Annotated in this window: 16 protein-coding genes and 1 pseudogene; 10 read left to right on the top strand and 7 right to left on the bottom strand. The window is 63.8% G+C overall.

Going from position 1 to position 19,598, the window contains the following annotated elements; genetic code table 11:
* Positions 1-18 precede the first annotated feature (18 nt).
* Positions 19-3,354 carry a TM0106 family RecB-like putative nuclease gene (locus tag ASE13_RS02550; protein WP_056610982.1) on the bottom strand — a complete coding sequence of 1,112 codons (3,336 nt, stop codon included), beginning with the start codon at positions 3,352-3,354 and terminating at the stop codon, positions 19-21.
* A 65-nt stretch (positions 3,355-3,419) separates the two neighbouring features.
* Here ASE13_RS02550 and ASE13_RS02545 point away from each other — a divergent pair, with 65 nt between their 5' ends.
* Positions 3,420-4,412: a helix-turn-helix transcriptional regulator gene (locus tag ASE13_RS02545; protein ID WP_056614598.1), complete on the top strand. Its 993-nt coding sequence runs from the start codon at positions 3,420-3,422 to the stop codon at positions 4,410-4,412.
* 7 nt (positions 4,413-4,419) lie between these two features.
* Here the strand turns inward: ASE13_RS02545 and ASE13_RS02540 are convergent, their stop codons facing one another.
* Together ASE13_RS02540 and ASE13_RS02530 are read right to left on the bottom strand one after the other, a co-directional pair.
* Positions 4,420-4,950 (bottom strand): hypothetical protein, encoded by a 531-nt coding sequence (locus ASE13_RS02540; protein WP_156404695.1) that lies wholly within the window; start codon positions 4,948-4,950, stop codon positions 4,420-4,422.
* 278 nt (positions 4,951-5,228) lie between these two features.
* Positions 5,229-5,414, bottom strand: coding sequence for a hypothetical protein (locus tag ASE13_RS02530; protein ID WP_056610973.1), 186 nt, complete (start codon positions 5,412-5,414; stop codon positions 5,229-5,231).
* 169 nt (positions 5,415-5,583) lie between these two features.
* Between ASE13_RS02530 and ASE13_RS02525 the strand changes: the two genes are divergently transcribed.
* A complete protein-coding gene (locus ASE13_RS02525; RefSeq protein ID WP_235536817.1) occupies positions 5,584-6,813 on the top strand; it encodes a hypothetical protein in 1,230 nt (409 codons plus the stop codon).
* Here the strand turns inward: ASE13_RS02525 and ASE13_RS02520 are convergent.
* Positions 6,810-7,022, bottom strand: a complete 213-nt coding sequence (locus ASE13_RS02520) for a helix-turn-helix transcriptional regulator (RefSeq protein ID WP_056610969.1) — start codon at positions 7,020-7,022, stop codon at positions 6,810-6,812. The two genes, ASE13_RS02525 and ASE13_RS02520, sit on opposite strands and share 4 nt — an antisense overlap.
* 728 nt (positions 7,023-7,750) lie before the next feature.
* Here ASE13_RS02520 and ASE13_RS02515 point away from each other — a divergent pair.
* From ASE13_RS02515 to ASE13_RS02505, 3 genes are read left to right on the top strand one after another with little or no spacing between them, the layout of a single operon-like run.
* Positions 7,751-8,662 (top strand): ArdC family protein, encoded by a 912-nt coding sequence (locus ASE13_RS02515; protein WP_056610967.1) that lies wholly within the window; start codon positions 7,751-7,753, stop codon positions 8,660-8,662.
* Positions 8,659-8,874 carry a hypothetical protein gene (locus ASE13_RS02510; RefSeq protein WP_156404694.1) on the top strand — a complete coding sequence of 72 codons (216 nt, stop codon included), beginning with the start codon at positions 8,659-8,661 and terminating at the stop codon, positions 8,872-8,874. Before ASE13_RS02515 ends, ASE13_RS02510 begins: the two co-directional genes overlap by 4 nt.
* Positions 8,840-9,886, top strand: coding sequence for a HEPN domain-containing protein (locus tag ASE13_RS02505; protein ID WP_235536816.1), 1,047 nt, complete (start codon positions 8,840-8,842; stop codon positions 9,884-9,886). The genes ASE13_RS02510 and ASE13_RS02505 overlap by 35 nt, the downstream gene beginning before the upstream one ends.
* Here the strand turns inward: ASE13_RS02505 and ASE13_RS02500 are convergent.
* The 3 genes from ASE13_RS02500 to ASE13_RS19650 form a co-directional block, all read right to left on the bottom strand.
* Positions 9,883-10,278, bottom strand: a complete 396-nt coding sequence (locus ASE13_RS02500; protein ID WP_056614590.1) for a hypothetical protein — start codon at positions 10,276-10,278, stop codon at positions 9,883-9,885. The two genes, ASE13_RS02505 and ASE13_RS02500, sit on opposite strands and share 4 nt — an antisense overlap.
* Before the next feature lie 506 nt (positions 10,279-10,784).
* A complete protein-coding gene (locus tag ASE13_RS02495) occupies positions 10,785-13,154 on the bottom strand; it encodes an AAA family ATPase (RefSeq protein ID WP_056610961.1) in 2,370 nt (789 codons plus the stop codon).
* A gap of 69 nt (positions 13,155-13,223) precedes the next feature.
* Positions 13,224-13,400 carry a hypothetical protein gene (locus ASE13_RS19650; RefSeq protein WP_156404693.1) on the bottom strand — a complete coding sequence of 59 codons (177 nt, stop codon included), beginning with the start codon at positions 13,398-13,400 and terminating at the stop codon, positions 13,224-13,226.
* 85 nt (positions 13,401-13,485) lie between these two features.
* On the opposite strand from ASE13_RS19650, the gene ASE13_RS02490 reads away from it, so the two are divergent.
* The 5 genes and pseudogenes from ASE13_RS02490 (at position 13,486) to ASE13_RS02470 (ending at position 19,485) form a co-directional block, all read left to right on the top strand.
* Positions 13,486-13,803, top strand: coding sequence for a hypothetical protein (locus ASE13_RS02490; protein ID WP_056610959.1), 318 nt, complete (start codon positions 13,486-13,488; stop codon positions 13,801-13,803).
* Positions 13,804-13,935: 132 nt separating this feature from the next.
* Positions 13,936-14,619 (top strand): hypothetical protein, encoded by a 684-nt coding sequence (locus ASE13_RS02485; protein ID WP_156404692.1) that lies wholly within the window; start codon positions 13,936-13,938, stop codon positions 14,617-14,619.
* A gap of 223 nt (positions 14,620-14,842) precedes the next feature.
* Positions 14,843-15,292, top strand: a pseudogene (locus tag ASE13_RS02480) (IS110 family transposase); the annotation flags it as partial.
* A gap of 321 nt (positions 15,293-15,613) precedes the next feature.
* Entirely contained in the window at positions 15,614-18,724 is a 3,111-nt protein-coding gene (locus tag ASE13_RS02475; protein ID WP_056610953.1) for a helicase-related protein, read from the top strand.
* Positions 18,721-19,485, top strand: coding sequence for a DUF4391 domain-containing protein (locus tag ASE13_RS02470; protein ID WP_056610949.1), 765 nt, complete (start codon positions 18,721-18,723; stop codon positions 19,483-19,485). Before ASE13_RS02475 ends, ASE13_RS02470 begins: the two co-directional genes overlap by 4 nt.
* Positions 19,486-19,598: the final 113 nt, after the last annotated feature.

Raw genomic sequence — 19,598 nt, 5'->3', positions numbered from 1 at the left:
CATTCGCACGCGGGCACGTCAGAAGCTGTCACCCCCATGCTCGCGGAGCAAACATAGTGTGTTGACGAGCGCCATCTCCTCAACCGTGCGGCAGGGAGTTTCGAGCAGGAGCGGACTCGCGAAGACGACTGCGGACCCTTGCGCGCGCGATACCGCGACGTTGATCCGGTTGAGCGAGAAGAGGAATGCAATATCGCGCGGCAGCTCCTCGCCGCTCGACGTGGTCATCGACACCAGGCAGACGGGAGCCTCTTGTCCCTGGAAACGATCGACCGTTCCAACGCGCACTGCCTGCGGCAGCCGGGCGCGCAGCGCGTTGACCTGCGCGTTGTAGGGCGCGACGACCAGGATGTCGGCGTGTTCTATTGTGCGCTCGCGCCCATCGCGGTCTCGGTACCTCGCGCCCTGGAGGCCGACGACATGCGTCGATATGACTTCGATCTCCTCGGGACTGACCTGCGAGCGCCCTTCGTGAGAGACGGCGCGCATAGCCGCTCCTAGGAGATCGGCGCCCTGGGCGGAGACAAGCGATTGAGTGGCCGCCGCATCGTCGCTGCCCAGCTGGCCTTCATAAACGGCCTTGGAGATGAACCCGCAAACGCGGGGGTGCATGCGCCGGCTGACCGGCATAAAAACGCCGCGGTCGGGCGCCACCACCCGCTGGCCGTCGATCAGATACTCTAGGCATGACCGTCCGCTGTCACCGGGATGGCTGCCCTGCAGCGGCTGCGGCAGTTGCATTGGATCGCCGACCAGGACGATGTTCCGAGCACAGCGCGCCATCGCCAGAATATTGGCAATCGAGACCTGGCCGGCCTCGTCGACTATGAGATAGTCAAAAGCAGGCATGTCATAACGAGCAAAATGCCAGGCGGTCGCGCCTACCACATGCGCGGCCGCGATCTCCGGGGCCTCGTTGTCACTGACAAAAATAATTCCAGGAAGAGCATCATCGTCGCCATCGTCGGATGCCTTCTGGACCACGCGGCAGTTCACCCTCTCCGCCCTTGCCCGATCCGCCACGGCCTCCAGCAAGTTTCCGATCGCCTTGTGGCTGTTGGACGAGACCGCGACGCGCTTGCCGGCGCGGACCAGGTCGACGATCGAGAGTGCGCTGACATAGGTCTTGCCCGTGCCCGGCGGGCCCTGGATCGCCAGCGTCGTGCCGGCCATCGCTGCAATGGCGTTGCTCGTGGCGCTCGGAAGGTCGCCGCCAGCGGGGATGATCCCGGTCGAGCGATGACCGTCGTTGAATAGCGGTGTCGAACGGGCAAGGAGATGCTCGACCGCGGGAAGCCTGCCCGAACCGGCGATGATTTCGTCGGTCACGGCGGCGACCGCGTCGCGGAGGATGTTGTTGCGCAGCGGCTTCGGCGGGAGCAGGTCGAGGCGGTCGGGCAGAGGGCCCTTCGCGGTCGAGCGCCGCAGCACCAGAGTGCCAGCATCGTGGTCGATCGAGCGCAAGTTGATGTCTTCGGGCATCGCCGCTGGCTTGATGCACGGCGTCTTGCCGGCGCGCAGCTTCGTCTCCTGCGGCGGGAATCTATATGTCCGCTCGAACGACTGCCTGGTCACCTGCTCTGCCGGTCCGAATGCCTCGAGTCCTTGAATGCACTCAAGGTCGTCGAGCAACTCCTCGCTCTCTTGAGCCAGCCGGTCGAAGATCGCCCAATAGGCAGGTTTGTCCTCTCGTTTGTGGAACTGGCTGAGGTCGAGGAGCAGGTCGGCGACCCGCTCGCCAAGCCGAAGGCGGACCGGCTCCAGTCGAGCCCGCAACGCTGCAATCTCGGCGTCTTCGGCCGCTACGTTCGACAGCGCACCATCTGCGGGGATGTCGCCGAGAACCGGCCATGCCATCTGTGCCGGGCGCACTTCGGAGATTAGCCAATCGCGAAGCAGCTGCGTTGATACGCAGTCTGTGCGGTTGTAGTCGTAGATCTCGTCGAGCAGCCGCTGTTCGCCGGTCTGCCGCCATTCCTCGTAGAAGACCACGCTCGCGCCTGCTGTGGCGACGTCAGCGGCGCGCTTCTCCATGTAGAATGCCTCAAGATCCTTGATCGAGTAACCCTTCTCTGACGCGATCATTGCGCCGGACACCACCTTGAACAGATCAACGAAGCGGCGTTCACGCTGGAGCTGGTCCATGGCGGCCTCTCCGGTGCGGTGCTGGGACGTCAGGCGCCGGAGCGCGGCGATCTCGTAGTTCGCATAGTGGTAGACGTGTGCGGCGGGGTGACGGCGCATGTGGTCGACGAGAAAGCTCAGCAGGTCGCCAACCGCTCGGCCTTCGTCGTCACGCGTGTGCGCCCAGAAGGCGCGAAATACCCAGTCGCCGGCTTCGCGATACCAGAGGCCTTGCAGGTATTCGAGGCCTCCCGGGAAGTACGGATCGCCCTCGATATCGTAGAAGATGTCACCCTCATCCGGCGCAGGTAGTAGGCCGAAGCCCTTGCCAGGCTCGGGATCGCGCAGCTCGAATGAGGGAGCCCCGCCCGTGCGCCGAGCCGACTGAAGCCTAGCCTGCGTGACCAGCCTGCGCTGCGTCTCGACTGCCATGCGCGGGATGCGCTCATCGCGGACCGCCAGGTCTGCCGTCGTTGTCACTCCCACCGCCTCCAGTTTCTGGCGCTGTGACCTGCTGATCCCTGCAACGAGGGCTAGGCTGTCCTCTCGTTCCCATTGCTCTGCGCAGGCGTCGCTCCAGCGGCATAGACCGCACGATGAAACCGGTTCGGGTCGCGTCCGTGGACGGTCTTCAAGAAACCGCTGCAGCATGCGCCGGGCGTACCGGGCATAAGCCGACACCTCGGACAGGCGAACCGTGAAGCGGCTGCCGTCACCGAGTTGAAGGTGGGCCGCCTCTGGTGCGATGCCCTGAACGGTCGTGAGCAGATCGCTGTAAAGGCAGAGCTGGAGCACGTGCTTTGGATCGGGCTTACGCTTGAGCTTAGTATCGACGACCTCGTAGGACCAGGCGCCGAGCGTGGAGGGCCGCTCGACCCGCTCAAGGAAGTCGGTATAGCCGCCCCACACGCCATCGAGCAGCGCTCCCTGGAAGATCACATCGGGCCCTTCGGCCATCGCCGCAAGGGTGAGCCGGACCGACTCCTCCAGCGAGATGCCTTCCTTCGGAATCTCGACGACCACGCGGCCATCGGTCTTTAGGCTTTGCAGGAAGGCGAGCTCGTGTTCGTCGCCTTGCCGCTGCAGCAGCTCTGCCTCCGCCCCATCGGCGCCGGGCTTCACGTCACCGACTTCGATCAGTCGAAGATCGAGCGTCGTCGCATGTCGACATCCCTTGAACCGCATCAGGTCGGAGGCGGAGAGCCTCGGGCCATTGTCAACCAGGCGCATGCGCAATCCCCTTTCCTGAGCTATAGCAGTTGAGCGCGACAAAAGCTGTCATGGAGAGATCGGTCATGTCATTCGCCAAGGCGCAGGAGCTGTTGAAGCTCGCGATGATGGCCACACGGCGTAGCGGCGTGTCGCTAGAGGAGATCATTGAGGAGTTTGGCTGCGTCCACCGAACGGCGCAGCGTATGACCGAGGCCCTCGAGGGCGCATTCCCGCAAACTCAGGCCGACGATGGTGACGACCGAAAGCGGCGCTGGCGCATTCCAGCACGAGCCGTCGCGCAACTGCTGACACCTTCTGCAGAGGAGCTCGCCGCGCTGAAGGCGGCGATCAATGAGCTCGACGCAGTCGGCATGACAACTGAATCCGCCACCGTTCGGCAGCTGGAGCGCAAGGTTCGCGCATTGATCCCGCCCGAAGCCGGTACCCGACTCGGGGTAGATGAGGAGGTACTGCTGGAGGCACTCGGGCACGCAGCGCGACCGGGACCGCGGCCAGCGATGAGCAGCGACGTCGATGCCGCCATCTCCGAGGCACTCAAAGGGCCCTTTCTCCTCAAGATCCTCTACCGCAAGCGCCAGGAGGATCGAGCCCGTGAGCGCATTGTAGCGCCGCACGGACTTCTTCTGGGAGTGCGTCGATACCTCGTGGCGCGGGACACTGCCAAGGCCGCTGGCGCCCCGTTGCAGCACTACCGGGTCGAGGAGATTTATTCGGCGGAGGTGCTGACCGAGAGCTTCGAGCTCGACGAGGGGTTCAACATTCGCAGTCACGCCGAGAAGGGATTTGGATCTTATGAGAGCGCCGCCGAGCACGGCGACGTGGTCTGGCGATTCTCGGCCAAGGCAGCTCCGCATGCGCGGCGCTTCGTTTTCCATCCCACGCAGAGCGTTGAGGAAGAAGCGGACGGATCACTCCTCGTACGCTTCCAGGCGTCGGGTCATATCGAGATGTGCTGGCATCTTTACGCTTGGGGCAAGTCGGTCGAGGTGCTGCAGCCTGCGGCCCTGAGAAAAATGCTGCACGGTCACCAGCGCGACTTCGACGTACTGCCCTGAGGCGGGGCTAGTCCGCAGGTCGTTTGCGCTGGAAAAGACCCAGTAGCTTTCCCCAAGCGGTTCGACGTTCGGCAATATTGCGACGCATGGTGGCGAGATTGTGGATGCGGTAACGGTCGTCGATTCTCACGTCGTCGGCGAAGACGTCCAGAATGCCGGCTGGATCGTTTTTCATGACTGTGTGCGCCTTGCGGCCCGTGATGTCGGAGCGGAGATACTCGAACAAGGCCTGGAGCGTTCCGGTCGCGTTGCTCGCGCGTCCAGCATCCAGCATCTCGCTAATGTACTCTCTGAGGACGATCGGGGCGGCTTCGAGTTGCCGCTTCGCCGTATCGTCGCGACGTCCCAGATCGATCACATTCGAGATTCGGCTTCGCAGACAGTGAAACGGGTGCATGATTGGCACCTTCAGCTCGGAGACTTCCTCGCCTTTTTTGATCTGAAAGATGAGGTCGGCGGCCGATTTCTGCAGCCGGTCATCCGGAACGCCCTTCACGTGCGTCAGGAAATCGACCTCGATCTGGTGTCCGTCGATCACCGCGTGGACTTTTGCGCTTTCAGGAGTGTGATCGTCAGGTCCGGGAATCAGGACTTTGCCGCCTATCAGACCAGCCAGCTTCTCCGCGGCTGCTACCTGCCCGAAATAGTCGAGGTCCTTGGAGGTATATGGGCCATAATAGGCCAGCTCGGGCGTGTTCGCGTAGTAGCGCTCAGCCCAGATATTAAGTGCCTGCCCACCGATTATAAAGGCGCCATCCGACAGCGTCAGAGCGGACGCAATCCGATGGACGATATCAGCCGGTAGCGCTGTGGAGCTCAGAGATAGGCGCTTTGGTGCTCAGCGGACGAACTGACGATCGCGAGCGGCGCGAGGAAACTGTTATTAGCCTGGAGCTCTTCGCGCGAAACATGGCCATTCTGCAGGGCATAGTCGTCCGCTGCGCGGGCAAGCGCCTTCTCGCGCCGACGCTCCACCGGATTAAAATAGCCGAACTCAAACATGCTTGTGCTCCACGAACTGTGTACATCCGAGGAAGTTTCCGGTCAATGAACGCGCTAGCTTGCCGTTCAGGTTCCGAAACCGCTCCTTCCACGTGGTTGCATTCGACGGAGTTTACAAGGCACCCAGGTGACCACCGACTGCGACTCGCAGCCATGGCGAGACACTGATATGGCTAAAATCCTGACCCGCCTCGAGTTCTATGATCTCGTTTGGTCAAAGCCGATGACGCACCTGGCCAAGGAGTTCGCGCTATCGGATGCCGCGCTCCACAAAATCTGCAAGAAGCACGATATCCCCAAGCCGCCGATGGGATGGTGGACAAAGAAGGCATTGGGGCATGAGCTTGTAACCCCGCCTTGTCCGCCGGCGAAGCCTGGCACCCCGGAGCGCGTTACCATCGCCGCCGGCGTGCTCGCGCGCGAGCCGGCGCTGGTCGCGGAAGCTCGCGAGCGTGCGAGGATCGCTGCTTCTGCCGACGGAGATGCTGAAGAAGCGATCCCGCATCCGGTTGTCGAGCGTACGCTTGCAAAGCTGCGGAAGGGCAAGCCGCTGGGGCTCGGCACGGTCGGCGCGCACGGCGCGGGTGTCGTAAAGGCCGAGGTGGCGCCCGCCAGCATCGACCGGCTTGGCCTCATCCTCAACCGTCTGGTCGCGGCCGCCGCAGCCCAAGGGTTTGAACTGGTCGCCAAGGAAGCGGCGGCGCATTTCAGCAACGGCGCCGACACGCTCGACTTCTCCATTTCGGAGGGCGCTGACCGAGTGAAGCACGTTGCCACCGAGGAGGAGTTGGCGAAGCGGGCGGCATGGCAGGCGAAGCAGGATCGCCATTTCAAGACCGATCCATGGCGCGCGATGAGTTTCGATCGCCCGGTAATCCCTGAGTGGGACTATCGGCCGAGTGCTCGTCTCTCGATCGAGTTCGAGCGCGTCTATGTCTGGGGCGGCGACTCGCCACGACGCAGCTTCCGTGATGCCAAGGTGCAGCGTCTGGAGAAGATGGCGAGCGACATCGCCGTCGGCATGGCGGTGCTGTTCGCCGCGAAAGCTGCGGAACGGGAGCGGCGCGCCGCCGAGCAGGTGCGGGCCGACGAGGCGCGGCGGCGGCGGGAACTCGAAGCTCGTGCCAGACATATCGAAGAGCGGCGCGGCGCTGCGGTCGGCGCGATCCTGAGCGAACTTCACGATCTGGAGCGGCTACGGGTGCAGCTGGCGCTGCTCGAACGACAAATAGAAGAAGCGCCGACCCAAAGGGTTTCGGCCTTCCTGGCGTGGAGCCGCGAACATTTGGCGGCGCGTGAGGCGCGGCTACTCCCTTCGTCACTCGAGGCGCGTTTCGAAGCCGAGCAGCTGTTCGGCGATGCCGACGACTATGGTTTTCGGCCGAACTGGTACGGCTAGCGCGCGCGTCTGTCTGCATTGGTGCCGGCAAGCGGTTCGCGCATCCAGCTTTCGATCGCGGACTCGCGCCAGCCGACACAGCGGGGTCCCAGCTGTACGTTCTCGGGAAAGCTGCCGTTCCGAATCATCCGGTACATGGTGGTGCGGCTGAGGCCGGTGCGATTGAGCACGGCCTGGAGTCGGAGAAAGCGGTCGGGATTGTCGGACATGCTTTGATCCTGTTCGCGCTGCCTTGGTCGGATCGGCGCAGGATCAGGCGCAGGGCATGGGACGCAAGGGCGACGTGCGATCGTCTTATTGTAGCGCGTAGAAAGAAACTGCCGGCGAGGTTGAGCCCTCGGTTCGGCAGTCTCAGGGCGTCTCACGCCTGCGGCGTGACCGCGCTTTACGCCGCTGCGCGCCGCCGAGTCGCTCTGTGGCGGCTCGGTCCATTCGGATGACGATCGCCTGACGCGGGTGCCGGCAAGTGCCGGCTCAAGCGGAACGCGGGGACCAGCTGAGCGCACACTGGCGCACTCCTGCGGAGACGCCAGAGGTCGCAGCGTCTTGGTTTCCGCGTGGCGCGCTCGATCCGGCCGGAAGGCGCGGCGGCGGCTGGCCCACAGGCCCGCGCGCACGCCGCCGCGACGGCCGGCCGGATTCGAGAGAGCCTCCTTCGTGCAGCACCGCTGGCGCTGGGCAGCGCTGCGCGCTGATGGGCTGCGGACGCGCCGCTTTGCGGCGCGGCGTTTGCCTCCGGCACTCGAACTGGCGGGAGGTGGGCGTCGCTACCCTCTAGTCCCGCCGCGGCGAGCCGCAAGCTGGCTGCGCCAGCTCCTCCACTCCGTTGCGGCCCTGCGGGTGCAGCCCGCCGCTCAATCGGGACTGCCGGTCCGCTCCTGCTGCCCACCCCCGCCACTCCGGCGCCGGTTGCGGTGGTTTTGAAGGAGCAGGAGCGATGATTGCGAGGACCGATACGTCTCGCGTGAGCCTCTATGCCGAGGTGACCGCGCGGGTGATTGCCGAGCTGGAGCAGGGACGGCTGCCCTGGGTGCAGCCTTGGGATGCTTCAGTGTGCGGGTGCACGATGCCGGCCAATGCGGTGAGCGGGCGACGCTACTCCGGGATCAATGTGCTGATCCTTTGGGCAGCCGTGATCGAGGGCAAGTACGCCTCGCAGCGCTGGCTGACCTACAAGCAGGCACAGGCTGCCGGCGGCAACGTGCGCAAGGGCGAGCGCGGTACGACCATCTGCTATGCGGATCGCTTTACGCCCAGGGACGAGGCCGAGCGGGCGCGCGATGAGGATCGCGAGGCGCGGCAGCTGGCGTTCCTCAAGCGCTTCACCGTGTTCAACATCGACCAGTGCGAAGGATTGCCGGAGCGGTTCACGCCCGAGATCGAAGCCGAACCGGTGAGCGACGCGGACCGGATCCCCGAGGCTCTTGCGCTGATCGAAGCAAGTGGCGCCGACTTCCGGATTGGCGGTGGCGAGGCATATTACAGCCCTTCCGGCGACTATATCGCCGTGCCACCGCAGCTGGCGTTTCACTCAAAGGTCAACTGGTATCGCACCGCGCTGCACGAGCTGGGGCACTGGACCGGACACCCCTCGCGGCTGGATCGCGATCAGTCCGGCGGGTTCGGCAGCGCCGCCTATGCGCGCGAGGAACTGGTTGCCGAGATGGCCAGCGCCTTTACCTGCGCATCGCTTTCGATCCGGCCGACCGTGCGGCATGCCGACTATGTCGGCAGCTGGCTTGCGGTGCTGCGCGAGGACGAGAAAGCGATCTTCCGGGCAGCCAGCGCAGCCAGCAAAGCTGCCGATTTCCTGCTCGGCTTTGTCGCTGGCGAGGAGGCGCAGCCATGATCCGTTGGCTTAAAATGCGGCGGATGCGGCGCGCCTTTCGTGCGCTTCCGGAGCACGATCGCGCGATCTTCGGGTCGGTTCGGTTCGACAATCTCGACTGTGTCGAGGCAGCCGAGCGGCACGGCTGCGGCGTCGAGGAAGTGGAGCGCGTCGTCGCGCGGGTGCTGCTCGCGCTTGATGGCGGCGACACTCGGCGGAGGAAGCGCGAGTGATGCCGGAGGACTCGGCGCCGGCGCCGGCGCGGCGGGCCTGCGGCCCGCCGTGATCACTTATCCGCTTGGCAATTCGCCCGCGACGCGCGAATCTGGAGCCATGAAGACGAGCCTCGATCACCTGCCGGAGGGCAAGCGCCGCGAGTTGGCGCATGTGGTCGACGTGCTGCGAAACAGCTTCGCCGTCGCCACCGCGCGACGCACCCAGACACGCACGCGCGGCGGTCAGATCCTCAAGATCATCCTGTTCGGCAGTTACGCCCGCGGCGACTGGGTCGAAGATCCGGTCGGGCGGTACTTCTCCGATTACGACCTGCTCGTCGTCGTCAATCGCGAGGAGTTCACCGACATCGCGGAATATTGGGAGAAGGCCGAGGCGCAACTGCTCGAAGAGCTCTCGGCAGCGGAGGTGCTGCGCACGCCGGTGAGCCTGATCTATCATGACATCGACGACGTGAACGAGAAGCTGCGGCTCGGTCGCTACTTCTTCATGGACATCCTGCGCGACGGAATCGTGCTGTTCGAGGAGTCTGGTTTTCCGTTCGTCGAGCCGCAGCCGCTGTCGCCCGAACAGGCGTTGCAGGAGACGCGGGACTACTACGAAGACTGGTTTCAAACGGCCGGCCAGTTCTATCGGCAGCACGAACATGCCGTCGCTGATGGTGCGCTGAACATAGCCGCGTTCGACCTGCATCAGACCGTCGAACGCCTCTATCATTGCCTCTTTTTGGTGCGCACGCTCTACAGCCCCAAGACCCACAACCTAAACCGCCTTCGCGACATGGCCGAGCAGCTCGAGCCGACGCTCAAGCAGGTCTGGCCGCGCGAAACGCGCTTCCAAAAACGCTGTTATTCGCTGCTTCGAGATGCGTATGTGAAGGCCCGCTACTCGCGTTCCTACCGCATTACGGGCGAGGAGTTGGGATGGATCGCGGAGCGCGTCACGGTGCTGCAAACCCTTGTCCGAGAGGCATGCGAACAGCGCATCGAGAAGCTCGCCGAGGCCGCCTAGCCTCCGATCAGCGCCTTTAGCTTCTTCAGGTCGCGGTTCACCCAGCGGGCGTCCGCCGCGAACTTGTCTTCATCCATTTCGGGCTGCCGAAACAGGGTAAGCAGGACCTCCGCGCCGTCGCAATTCTGGATCACGCGTAGGGGCACGTGAACCTCGGAACCTGCTCCAGTGTCCACGAAATGATCCATCACGCCATGCTCGTTGTGCGGTGTGAACCGGATGCGGATCGGCCCTTCCGGACCGTCCGCGTACCATCGATCACCGTCATTTCTAAGGTTCGATTCAGCCAGGCCGGACGCCCAGTTCGGGAAGAACTCGGGGCGCCAAATCCACCCGTACAGCGAGCGCCAGTCGCTCCGGATCGACACGCTGAAAGTGCGGGCGGGCAGCATGATTCGTCCTTCGGTCTCGCGTAGTTTCAATGGATGCCAGATCGTGCCGAGAAGAACCAGGGAGGTGCTCGTTCGGGCGCGGCGGAAGAGCCCAAATAAGAGGGCGAGATAAAAGCACCGCCGTCGGCCGGGGTGCATGTGGCTGTGAGAGGTGGAGAATATCAGCCGTCGCCTCCAACGGGCTGCCGTCTCAACTGTAAAGTTTTGGCGGGATTTCAAAGTCTGAGGCGCTGGCACGTCCGTCGAGAGCACGCCGCACTGCCGGGGGACGCACGACAGTTAAGCGCCCCAAAGTCGGACGCTCGTGAACTCTCCATTCGCAGCCGAAAGCGGTCATTCTTACCTGGCTATCGACCCTGCACTTCACACGGGTGGGGTCGCACGTTCAATCCCTGCCGCGCCCGCCATCTTTTCAGGTAGTCAGCTGGAAAGATGGTCCCGCCAGTCCTTCCGGGGTAGCCGAGGGGTAGCGATCTCATCGCTACCCCGGCCGCCTCGAAAGCGGCTCAGGGTACAGTCACGGCCGATGAGGCGGCGCCAGCGGTCGAGCCCGGAGCCGGGGAGAGAGCAGCGGTTGAGCCCGCCGGGCGCCGCGCCCCGATCAATTCCAATGCGTCAGTGACGATCACCTTCAAGGCATCGGGATCGACGCCCTTCTTGGGCATCACGTCCGCATCATCCCCGTGGTGATTGTCGCAAGTGGCGGAGTTGAGCGCGTCCATTCGGTCGCGCACTCCGTCGCAAGGGTGACTGCCCACGTGATCGTCAATGTCCCGCACCATCTGGCCGAGGTTCCGGTTGTGCGGGAAATAAGCCGTGTATGAGCGGCGGAAGTGCGTCTCGATCACCTGCCGGACGTGTAGCACGATGTCGTCGGGGTCGCCCTGCCGGTTGTCGGCGTAGGCAGCGAGCTTGTCGAGGCGTTTGGTGTGATCGGAGCGGCACAGGTCCCCAAGTCGGACATGCTTCGCGGCTGACCACTCGTCCCCGTCGCTGTACTCCATCTGATAGGACGCCTTGGTGGCGCCGGCGCACAGCTTCTCGACATCCCGGAGGAAATACTCGTCATGGGACAGGACGATGAGCTGGAGGCACCGACCACAGAGCTCTTTGACGGCCTCCACCGTCTTGCCGCGACGGTGGCTGTCGTGGCTGGCAAGCGGGTCGTCAAAGACGACAACCTTCTGGTTCAGCGCTCCATCGTGGTCGAGCTTGGCGAGGAAGAAGGCGAGCGCGAGCGTGGTCTTGTCGCCGGTCGAAAGGGTGTTACGGAAGCTCGGGATGGGTGCGGCTCCGGGCCCACGGCCGCGCGGAACTGACTCACCCCGGATGACCAGAGAGTAATCGGCGGACCCGGCGTTGCCAGCCATGCTGTTCGTGGGCCGCGTGATCCGAGCCGAGACCCCGAAGCGCTCGAGGTAGTGGTTCACGCGAAGGTGATAGTGGTCCGCCGCCGCGTCATTGGCACTCTTGAGCCTCTTCTGCGTGACCTTGCGCGCATTCTTCGCACGCTCATCGTGCCGTGACGCTGCGAGATATTCCTCAATGCGGCGCTGGACGCCCGGATCCTCTGTCCGGGCAATGCGGCGCTTGGCATTCGTGACCACCAGCTTAGCATCGTCCTCCGTCATCGTCGCTGACGCTGACTGCGCGTTCTTCGTGGCCGTGTTGATGACTTCAACGGCGGGATTGTAGGCCGCCAGCGTGGCGGCGGCGCGGGAGAGGGCCGCATTGGCCTTCGCGGTGAGCTCTGCGTCCGCCACAGCCTCGAGTGGGGACTGGCGCTTGCGATCAAGCAGCTCCTTCGCAGCTGTGTGGGCCTCCGCGAGGTCGGTCCCGAGGTCAGCGCAGTCGGGCAATTCAGCCCCGAGCTGGACATATTGTTCCCATGCCTTTGCCGACGCGACGTTCGCGGTCAGTGTCGCCGCAATCGCTGTCCGCGCGTCCTCGGCCAACGCATCGTCCAGCGCGGTCGCTGCGTCCATAATGGTGGTCATGTGGGCCTTGTACTGCTCACCGAATATCTGTCCGTACAGCGTGACTATGCCGAGCTCGTCAGCGTTCGGCCGAGCGCAGAACGGGCAGGCATTGTCGTGGATGTGCTCAATGCCGTAGTTGACCCACGCCTCGCCTTGTTTGCCGAGCTTAAAGTGCCGGAAGTGTTCGGCCAGCCGGTCTCGGGCCGCTGCGTCGATGTCCGGGACCGTGGCGCTAAGGGCAGTCGCCATGTCAGCGGGCAGCGTTGGCGCGGCGATGGTGTCGAGTTGCTTGAGCGCCGCGATCTTGTCGACCTGTTGCACGGCCTTCAACGCCTTCTCGGCCTTGTCGAGACGGTCCGCATACGCAGGGTTGGCCGCAAGCGCAAAGAAGTCCATGCGGCTGATGTCGGAGGGCAAATCATCCTCCAGAGCCGCCTCAGCGTCCTTTAGTTTCGTGGCCGCCGCTTTGGCATGGGCATTGAAGCGCTCGAGGAGATTGGCGAGCCGCACGCCCTCCTCCCCGATGATGACCGAGAACAAGCCCCGGTCCTGTGGCAGCTCGATCATTTCTCCGGCAAATACGTTGTCCGCGATGAAGGTGGCGTCGAACACTTCGATTGGTGCGCGCTTGTGTTGCCACTTGCCGCCCTTGAACAGCCGGTTTCCGCTGTCGGAGATGAGCGTGATCTCGGGGTCAGCAGCATTGTTGCCCAACGAGCGTCGCGCCATGACGGTGTTCGAGCAACCATCCCGGGCCGCGCGCATGACCGCGGTTAGGGTGGACTTGCCCCGGCCGTTCCTGGCGTAGAACATCGTGAGCTGTGAGAGTGGCGGAGAGGTCCCGGCGTCAAACGCCTTCAATACCCCCACGTTGCGAATGACGATCTTCTTGAACATGCATGAAAAGCTGACTCCAAATCGACGTGGAGTCAAAGCTGTTCATGTTTTTGTTCAGTATCGGTGCAATCAAACCGCGTAGTGGCTCACCTCCCCGGCGCGGTTGGTACAGGGCAGGCAAAGCCGATGGTGGGCGCCCTCGCAGAGTCTAAAGAAGGCACGGAGCTCGGCCGCCGGAACCTCGAACAGCCGCGCGATCTTGCGGACGATGGCGACGCTCGGCCAGCGGCTGGGCTCGTTCAGCATGGCAGCGGGGCACTGATGAGAGTGGACCGGTTGAATATTCCGTCCTTGATCACACCTGCAAAGTTCAACAGGAGGAGCGGGCATCATGTCGGCAAGTGACGAGGTTGACGAAATGCACCTCACCCCGGGCGGTCGGGTGCAGGGCAGCAGCAAGATTGATTTCGCCGGATGGACACATGTTGATCCGCCCTCGGACCGCCTGCTGTCCGTGAGCTTTCGCGAGTACATGTCCTCGAGCTTCTCCCCGATGGACCTGTCGGCCGATGAGACGAAGCACGGCTCTGACGCTGACATTCTGGCGGCGCTCGAGAAGCATGGCGTGGAGCCTCGCCCCGGTGCGGATCGCTACCGTGGATGGCCTGAATTCCTGCGGACCATTGGCTACAAGAGGAAGGTCAGCTGAGCAGTGGGCGCGGCTTCGCTACCCCCCGCGACTGCCCCGAGCGGTTGCCAGCAAGTCGGCCACGGAAAGTGGAACAGTTTCGACCGGCCCTGCCCGTTGAGTGGGCAGGCTCTCCGGGGATAGGTAATCGAGTTGAAAATTACCGCTTCGCATCTATTGTCGGTGATCTGGGCCGGTGCTGGCACCTTCATCTACAACTACCAGACGCTCATCGCGGGCGTACTCGCCATCGGCGCGGCTTGGTACGCCGGAGCTCCCGTTTGGCGGCAACTGAAGGATAGCAACCTCCAGACCCGCATCATGCACCGGGAGACACTCGCCATGCGGCTGCGCGAGGCCGAGGAGCGCGCCGTCCGGGTCGCCAAGGCGATAGATGACCCGCTGTGGAAGGCCCAAGATGTGACGAGCGACCCGGCCGGCGAGCCGATCGAGATTAGCGAGCACGACGCGCATGGCGTCGAGCAGATGATTCTTGGCCGCCTAGACTGGTATCTCACCACGCTCGTGGGGACCGAGGACGCGGCGGTGGAGGAAGCGAAGGCGGCTCTCAAGGCAGCGCTCAAGGACCTGACGGACACGCTGAGCGACGTGCATTGGCCTGCACACAACGACCAATCCGGCGAGAACTACTCCATGACTGACGAGGAGTGGGCCGAGGTCCTACAGAAAGCAGAGGATGGCAAGAAGCTCGCCACCGCCAAGGTCAGCGCTGCTTGGAAGGCTAATCGAGCTCTAAAGGATGCCCAGCAGGCTTCCATCGACGGCTTGCGGCGACAGATTGCCGCGCTGGACCAGAGCATCGCCCGGAACACCTGACCGCTACCCCCGGCCGCTACCCCCTTCCGTCGTTGGTGGCGAATGCCTTGGAAGCGATGGCACAGCCCCCGGCGGCCTTGTCCTCGGATAGGGCGTGCTCCGACCTACCCGGCAGCTTATTTCAGTCCTCTCCCCAGAGCAGTCAGTCGGCTAGTGATGCTGTGGACGGCTCTCCACCCCTCCTGCGGTAATATCGTGGGGTTGAGCTGGAAGGAGAGCCACGATGGAAAAGGTTGCGACGATCGGTCTGGATATCGCGAAGTCGGTGTTCCAGGTGCATGGGGTGGCTGCGGATGGCGAGGTCCTGATCCGCCGCAGGCTGACGCGAGCGAGGATGCTGCCTTTCTTCGCGAAGCTGCCACCGTGCCTCGTTGGCATCGAGGCCTGCAACAACTCGCATTACTGGGCGCGCGAACTGACCGCTCTCGGGCACGACGTGAGGCTGATGCCAGCCCAGTACGTAAAGCCCTACGTCAAGCGCGGGAAGAACGATGCGGCCGACGCCGAGGCGATTTGCGAGGCGGTGACACGCCCGACGATGCGCTTCGTCGCGGTGAAGAGCCCGAAGCAGCAGAGCCTGATGATGCTGCACCGGGTGCGGCTTATGCTGAACCGGCAGCGTACGCAGATCTCGAACGCGATCCGTGCCCACAGCCGCCGTCTACAAATTGTGGGGTGGGAATCGCTTTAGCGGCTCAAAGCGTGTCAAAAGATGCCGGAAAAGCTTCAAAAATCTGTGGGACGAAATGTGGGAGGCAACTGGTTCACATCGTCCGAAACGGCGCAGTTCTGCCGTTTCCTGCTTGACGATGGTGACCCTTACGGGGGCAACCGCAAGAAATGGGCCATGTATAGACCGACAGCTTTTTGCAAAGGCGTGGTGCCAACTGCCTTCGGCAGGGTGCCAATAACGCCACGGTGTGACACCTCCTTTGTAGCACAGTCCAGTGCGAGTCGGCTTGCCAGTCCGGCCACACCCCGATTTAACCGCTAGATGCGCTTGCTTTCCAACACCGGCACGGATCGTGTCGCCGACCACCTGCCAACCGGTGCGATCGATGTCGCGACGAGCGCGGCGTCGGTCGAAGGCATCGCGGCTATGCTGCCTGCGGTTCACCTTCAGCGCCTTCTTCTGTCGTCCAACGCCGGTCTGCGGCAAGATGCTGGCGATCGTCGGCGGCGCAACGCGCTTACGCTCCGCGGCAGCGCGCTTAAGGTACTCACGTGGCTCGACAGCGCTGAGGTCAGAATGACCTCGCTGCCGCTGCGGCAGTCCCTGCTGCTTGGCGACGATGCCGCCCGGGCCTTTATCGGCGATTGTGACATGACGACGTCAGGGCTTGGTCTGGCTCCAAGCGAGACGTCGGGCATGGTCCAGATGCTGGAAGGTCAAACGGAGGTTGTGCCCGTCGCCGACTGGTTCAACGAGCTTTGGCGCCGGTCACACGGATCGCAGCATAATCCAGTGATCGTCGATCTGCAGACTGCGACCGCGAAAAACAGACCGGCATCCGTTTACCAGCGTGCTCTTGGCGCGCTGTTCGCTGACATGGCCGCCGATGCCGACGCCCTGCCCGACCAGCGGCTCGGTCTCAAAGACAGCCGTGTCTGGCAGATGCTCTATCGTTTCCAGCGCGACGGCGTACTCGGTGCCATTGCGAAACTGCGCCAGTGGGGCGGCTGCATCATCGCCGACAGCGTCGGCCTTGGTAAGACGTTCGAGGCGCTCGCCGTCATCAAGTATCATGAGTTGCGCAACGAGCGTGTGCTGGTCCTCGCGCCAAAGCGGCTACGTGAAAACTGGACACTGTGGACGCGCAACGACGTGCGCAACCCGCTGGCGGGCGACCGGCTGGCTTTCGACGTGCTCAACCACACGGACCTGTCACGCGAGGGCGGCCAGTCCGGTGATATCGACCTCGATCACGTCAACTGGGGCAATTACGGCCTCGTCGTCATCGACGAATCCCACAATTTCCGGAACCGCCCGACGGGGCGCGACGGTGAGAGCCGCTATGACCGGCTCATGCGGGACATCGTCAAGTCTGGCATCAAGACCAAGGTGCTGATGTTGTCCGCTACACCGGTCAACAACCGGCTCAACGACCTCAAGAACCAGATCGCCTTCGCGACGGAAGGCGACGACGCAGCGCTAACCGACGCGGGCATCAAGAGCATAGCCGCCACGGTGCGGCTGGCGCAGGCGGCGTTTAACAAGTGGCAGGCGCTGCCGGCTGAACGGCGGACATCGCAGCGATTGCTCGACATGCTCGGTTTCGACTATGTGCGACTGCTTGATCTGCTGACGATCGCGCGGTCGCGCAAGCACATCGAGCGCTACTACGGGATCGGCGAGACTGGCCGGTTCCCTGAAAAGCTACCGCCGCAGAATCGCAAGACCGACGTCGCGTCCGATGGCAGCTTTCCTCCCATATCGGCGGTAAACGACGAGATCCGGCGGCTGACGCTCGCAGCATACGCCCCGCTGCGGTATGTGCTGGCCAACAAGCGTGCCGAATACGATCGGCGCTACAGTCAGACCGCCAAGGCGGGCGAGTCCGTATTCCGTCAGCTCGACCGCGAGGAGAGCTTGGTCGGCCTGATGCGGGTAAACCTGCTCAAGCGGATGGAAAGCTCGGTCCACGCCTTCGCGCTGACGGTTGAGCGCCAGCTTGCAGCCGTTGACGAACTGATCGCGAGAATCGCCGCACACGACGACAGCGTGGAAGCCCCGACGATCGAGGATCTGGCAGAGGACGATCCGACAATCGAGGCCTTGGGTGTCGGTAAGCGCGTTAAGGTGCTGCTGTCGGACGCTGACCTGATCGCCTGGCATCGTGACTTGAAGGCGGATCGCGAGCGGCTCCAGCGTCTGCTGCGGCAGGCGCGCGGCGTGACTCCGGATCGTGACGCGAAGCTCGCCGAGCTTCGGCGCATCATTGCCGCCAAGCGCGCCGAGCCGATCAACCCCGGCAACCATAAGGTGCTCGTGTTCACCGCTTTCGCCGACACGGCCGCATATCTGCACGACAATCTCGCCGACGAGGTATCAGGAATCACGGCGCTGGTGACGGGCTCGGGGGCGAACCGTGTGACGGGCGGCCGCCTCAAGTCTGACCTGGCGACGATCCTGACCGCCTTTTCGCCTCGATCCCGCGGTCGGCCAGATTCGCTGGCCGGCGAACCCGAGATCGACCTCGTCATTGCTACCGACTGCATCAGCGAAGGCCAGAACCTGCAGGATTGCGACTGCGTGGTGAACTACGACATTCACTGGAATCCCGTGAGGATCGTCCAGCGCTTCGGTCGGATCGACCGCTTGGGATCGACGAACAGCCGGATCCAGCTCGTCAATTTTTGGCCGAACATGGACCTCGACGCTTACATCGGCTTGGAGCGCACCGTCTCCGGCCGCATGAAGTTGCTCGACGTGTCGGCAACAGGCGAGGAGAATATCATCGAGGCCGATCCCGGCAACGACATGAACGACCTAGAATATCGCCGGCGGCAACTGGAGGCGATGCAGGATCAGGTAATTGAGCTGGAAGACCTGTCGCAGGGCGTCGCCATCACAGACCTGACGCTCAACGACCTGCGCCTGGACCTTGCGCAGCTGTCGGATGAGGAGCGGGAACGGCTTGGGCGGATGCCACTGACCGTCCATGCGCCCGTTACGGAGAGCGATGACCTGCCAGCGGGCGCGATTTTTGTCCTTCGCGCCGAGACGCCGGGCGCGCTTGCAGCTCTCGACGCGAAGGACCCGCTAAGCCCCCACGCGCTAGTACATGTGTTCATGGACGGCACCATTCACCTTCCGCACACAGCGCCCAAGCGGATCCTCGACAATATGCGCAAGCTCGCGCGGATCGATCCGGCGGACAGCGAACGGCTGTGGCGTCGCTTCGACCGCGAGACACGGCAAGGCTCGAAGATGGAGCGCTGGCAAGCGCTGCTGGAGGCGGCCATCGTCGGCGTCACCGGCACCGCGCAGGAGCGCGCGGTCGACAGCCTGTTCACGACCGGCGCGCTACAGGGAATGAGCGGTGCCAGCGGGCTTGACGATTGGGAGGTCGTCGCCTGGTTTCCCATCCTGCCCCCCGAATGAGCGGATCGCCGATCACGCTCGAAACGCTGATCGGAGCTTTCGCGCTGCCGCCGGGACCGGCGCCAAGGCGCGTTCCTAAGGCGTCGCTCGCCGACAATGTCCCGACCGCCGCCGACAAGCGGCTGATCGACGGGAAACTGGCGCGGCTGGACTGGCTTGCGGCCATCAATCCTGCGACGGCGGGCATCGCCGCGGCGGGGGTCGACGGGCTCGAGGTGAGCACCATCAACGTCCTCGTTGCGCGCACCCGCGGACCGATGCCGCCGCGGCTAGCGGAGATCATCCATCGTGCTATCCCGCAACCCGTGGTCCTGATACATGCGGACGACGCGCCCGAAGCTCCGGCGGCGGTGTCGCTCGGTTCGAAGCGCGCGGCCGAGCGCGAGGTGGGACGTGTCGTTGTCACCGCCCTGCACGATACCGGCGCGCTGACCGTAGACGATCGCGGTTTCCTTACCGCCCTGGCGTTGGATCGGTTGCCATCGAGCGACTTGGGCGCACTCTATGCTGGGCTGATCGAACGGATCGAGGCGCTATGTGCCGCGCGCCGCGCCGCGCGTCCGTTTCGCTTGGCCGCATCGTCGGATGAGCTGGCGCGCTGGCGTATGGCGTTGGCCGACGCCGCCGATTTGGACGCGAGGACCGCGGCCCTTGCCGCCGCCATGCGCAAGGAAAGCCGGTTGGCGGCGCGGGTCGAACTGGGTGAAACACTGCGCCAGACCAAGGCCGAGCTAGACAAGTGCAAGACCATGCTCGATTAATCGCACACAAGAAGGGGGGCGCATCTGGGCAGGGGCGGATACAACGGCGGATCGACGATCATCGGCCCGGGACGAGCGTGGTCGTTTGACCCCGATTTCTCGATCAGGGAACG

The organism is Sphingomonas sp. Root241, assembly GCF_001428865.1.
GTDB lineage: Bacteria > Pseudomonadota > Alphaproteobacteria > Sphingomonadales > Sphingomonadaceae > Sphingomonas.
The sequence above is the reverse complement of the archived record's forward strand: the minus strand, read 5'-3'. Positions and strand labels throughout refer to the sequence as shown.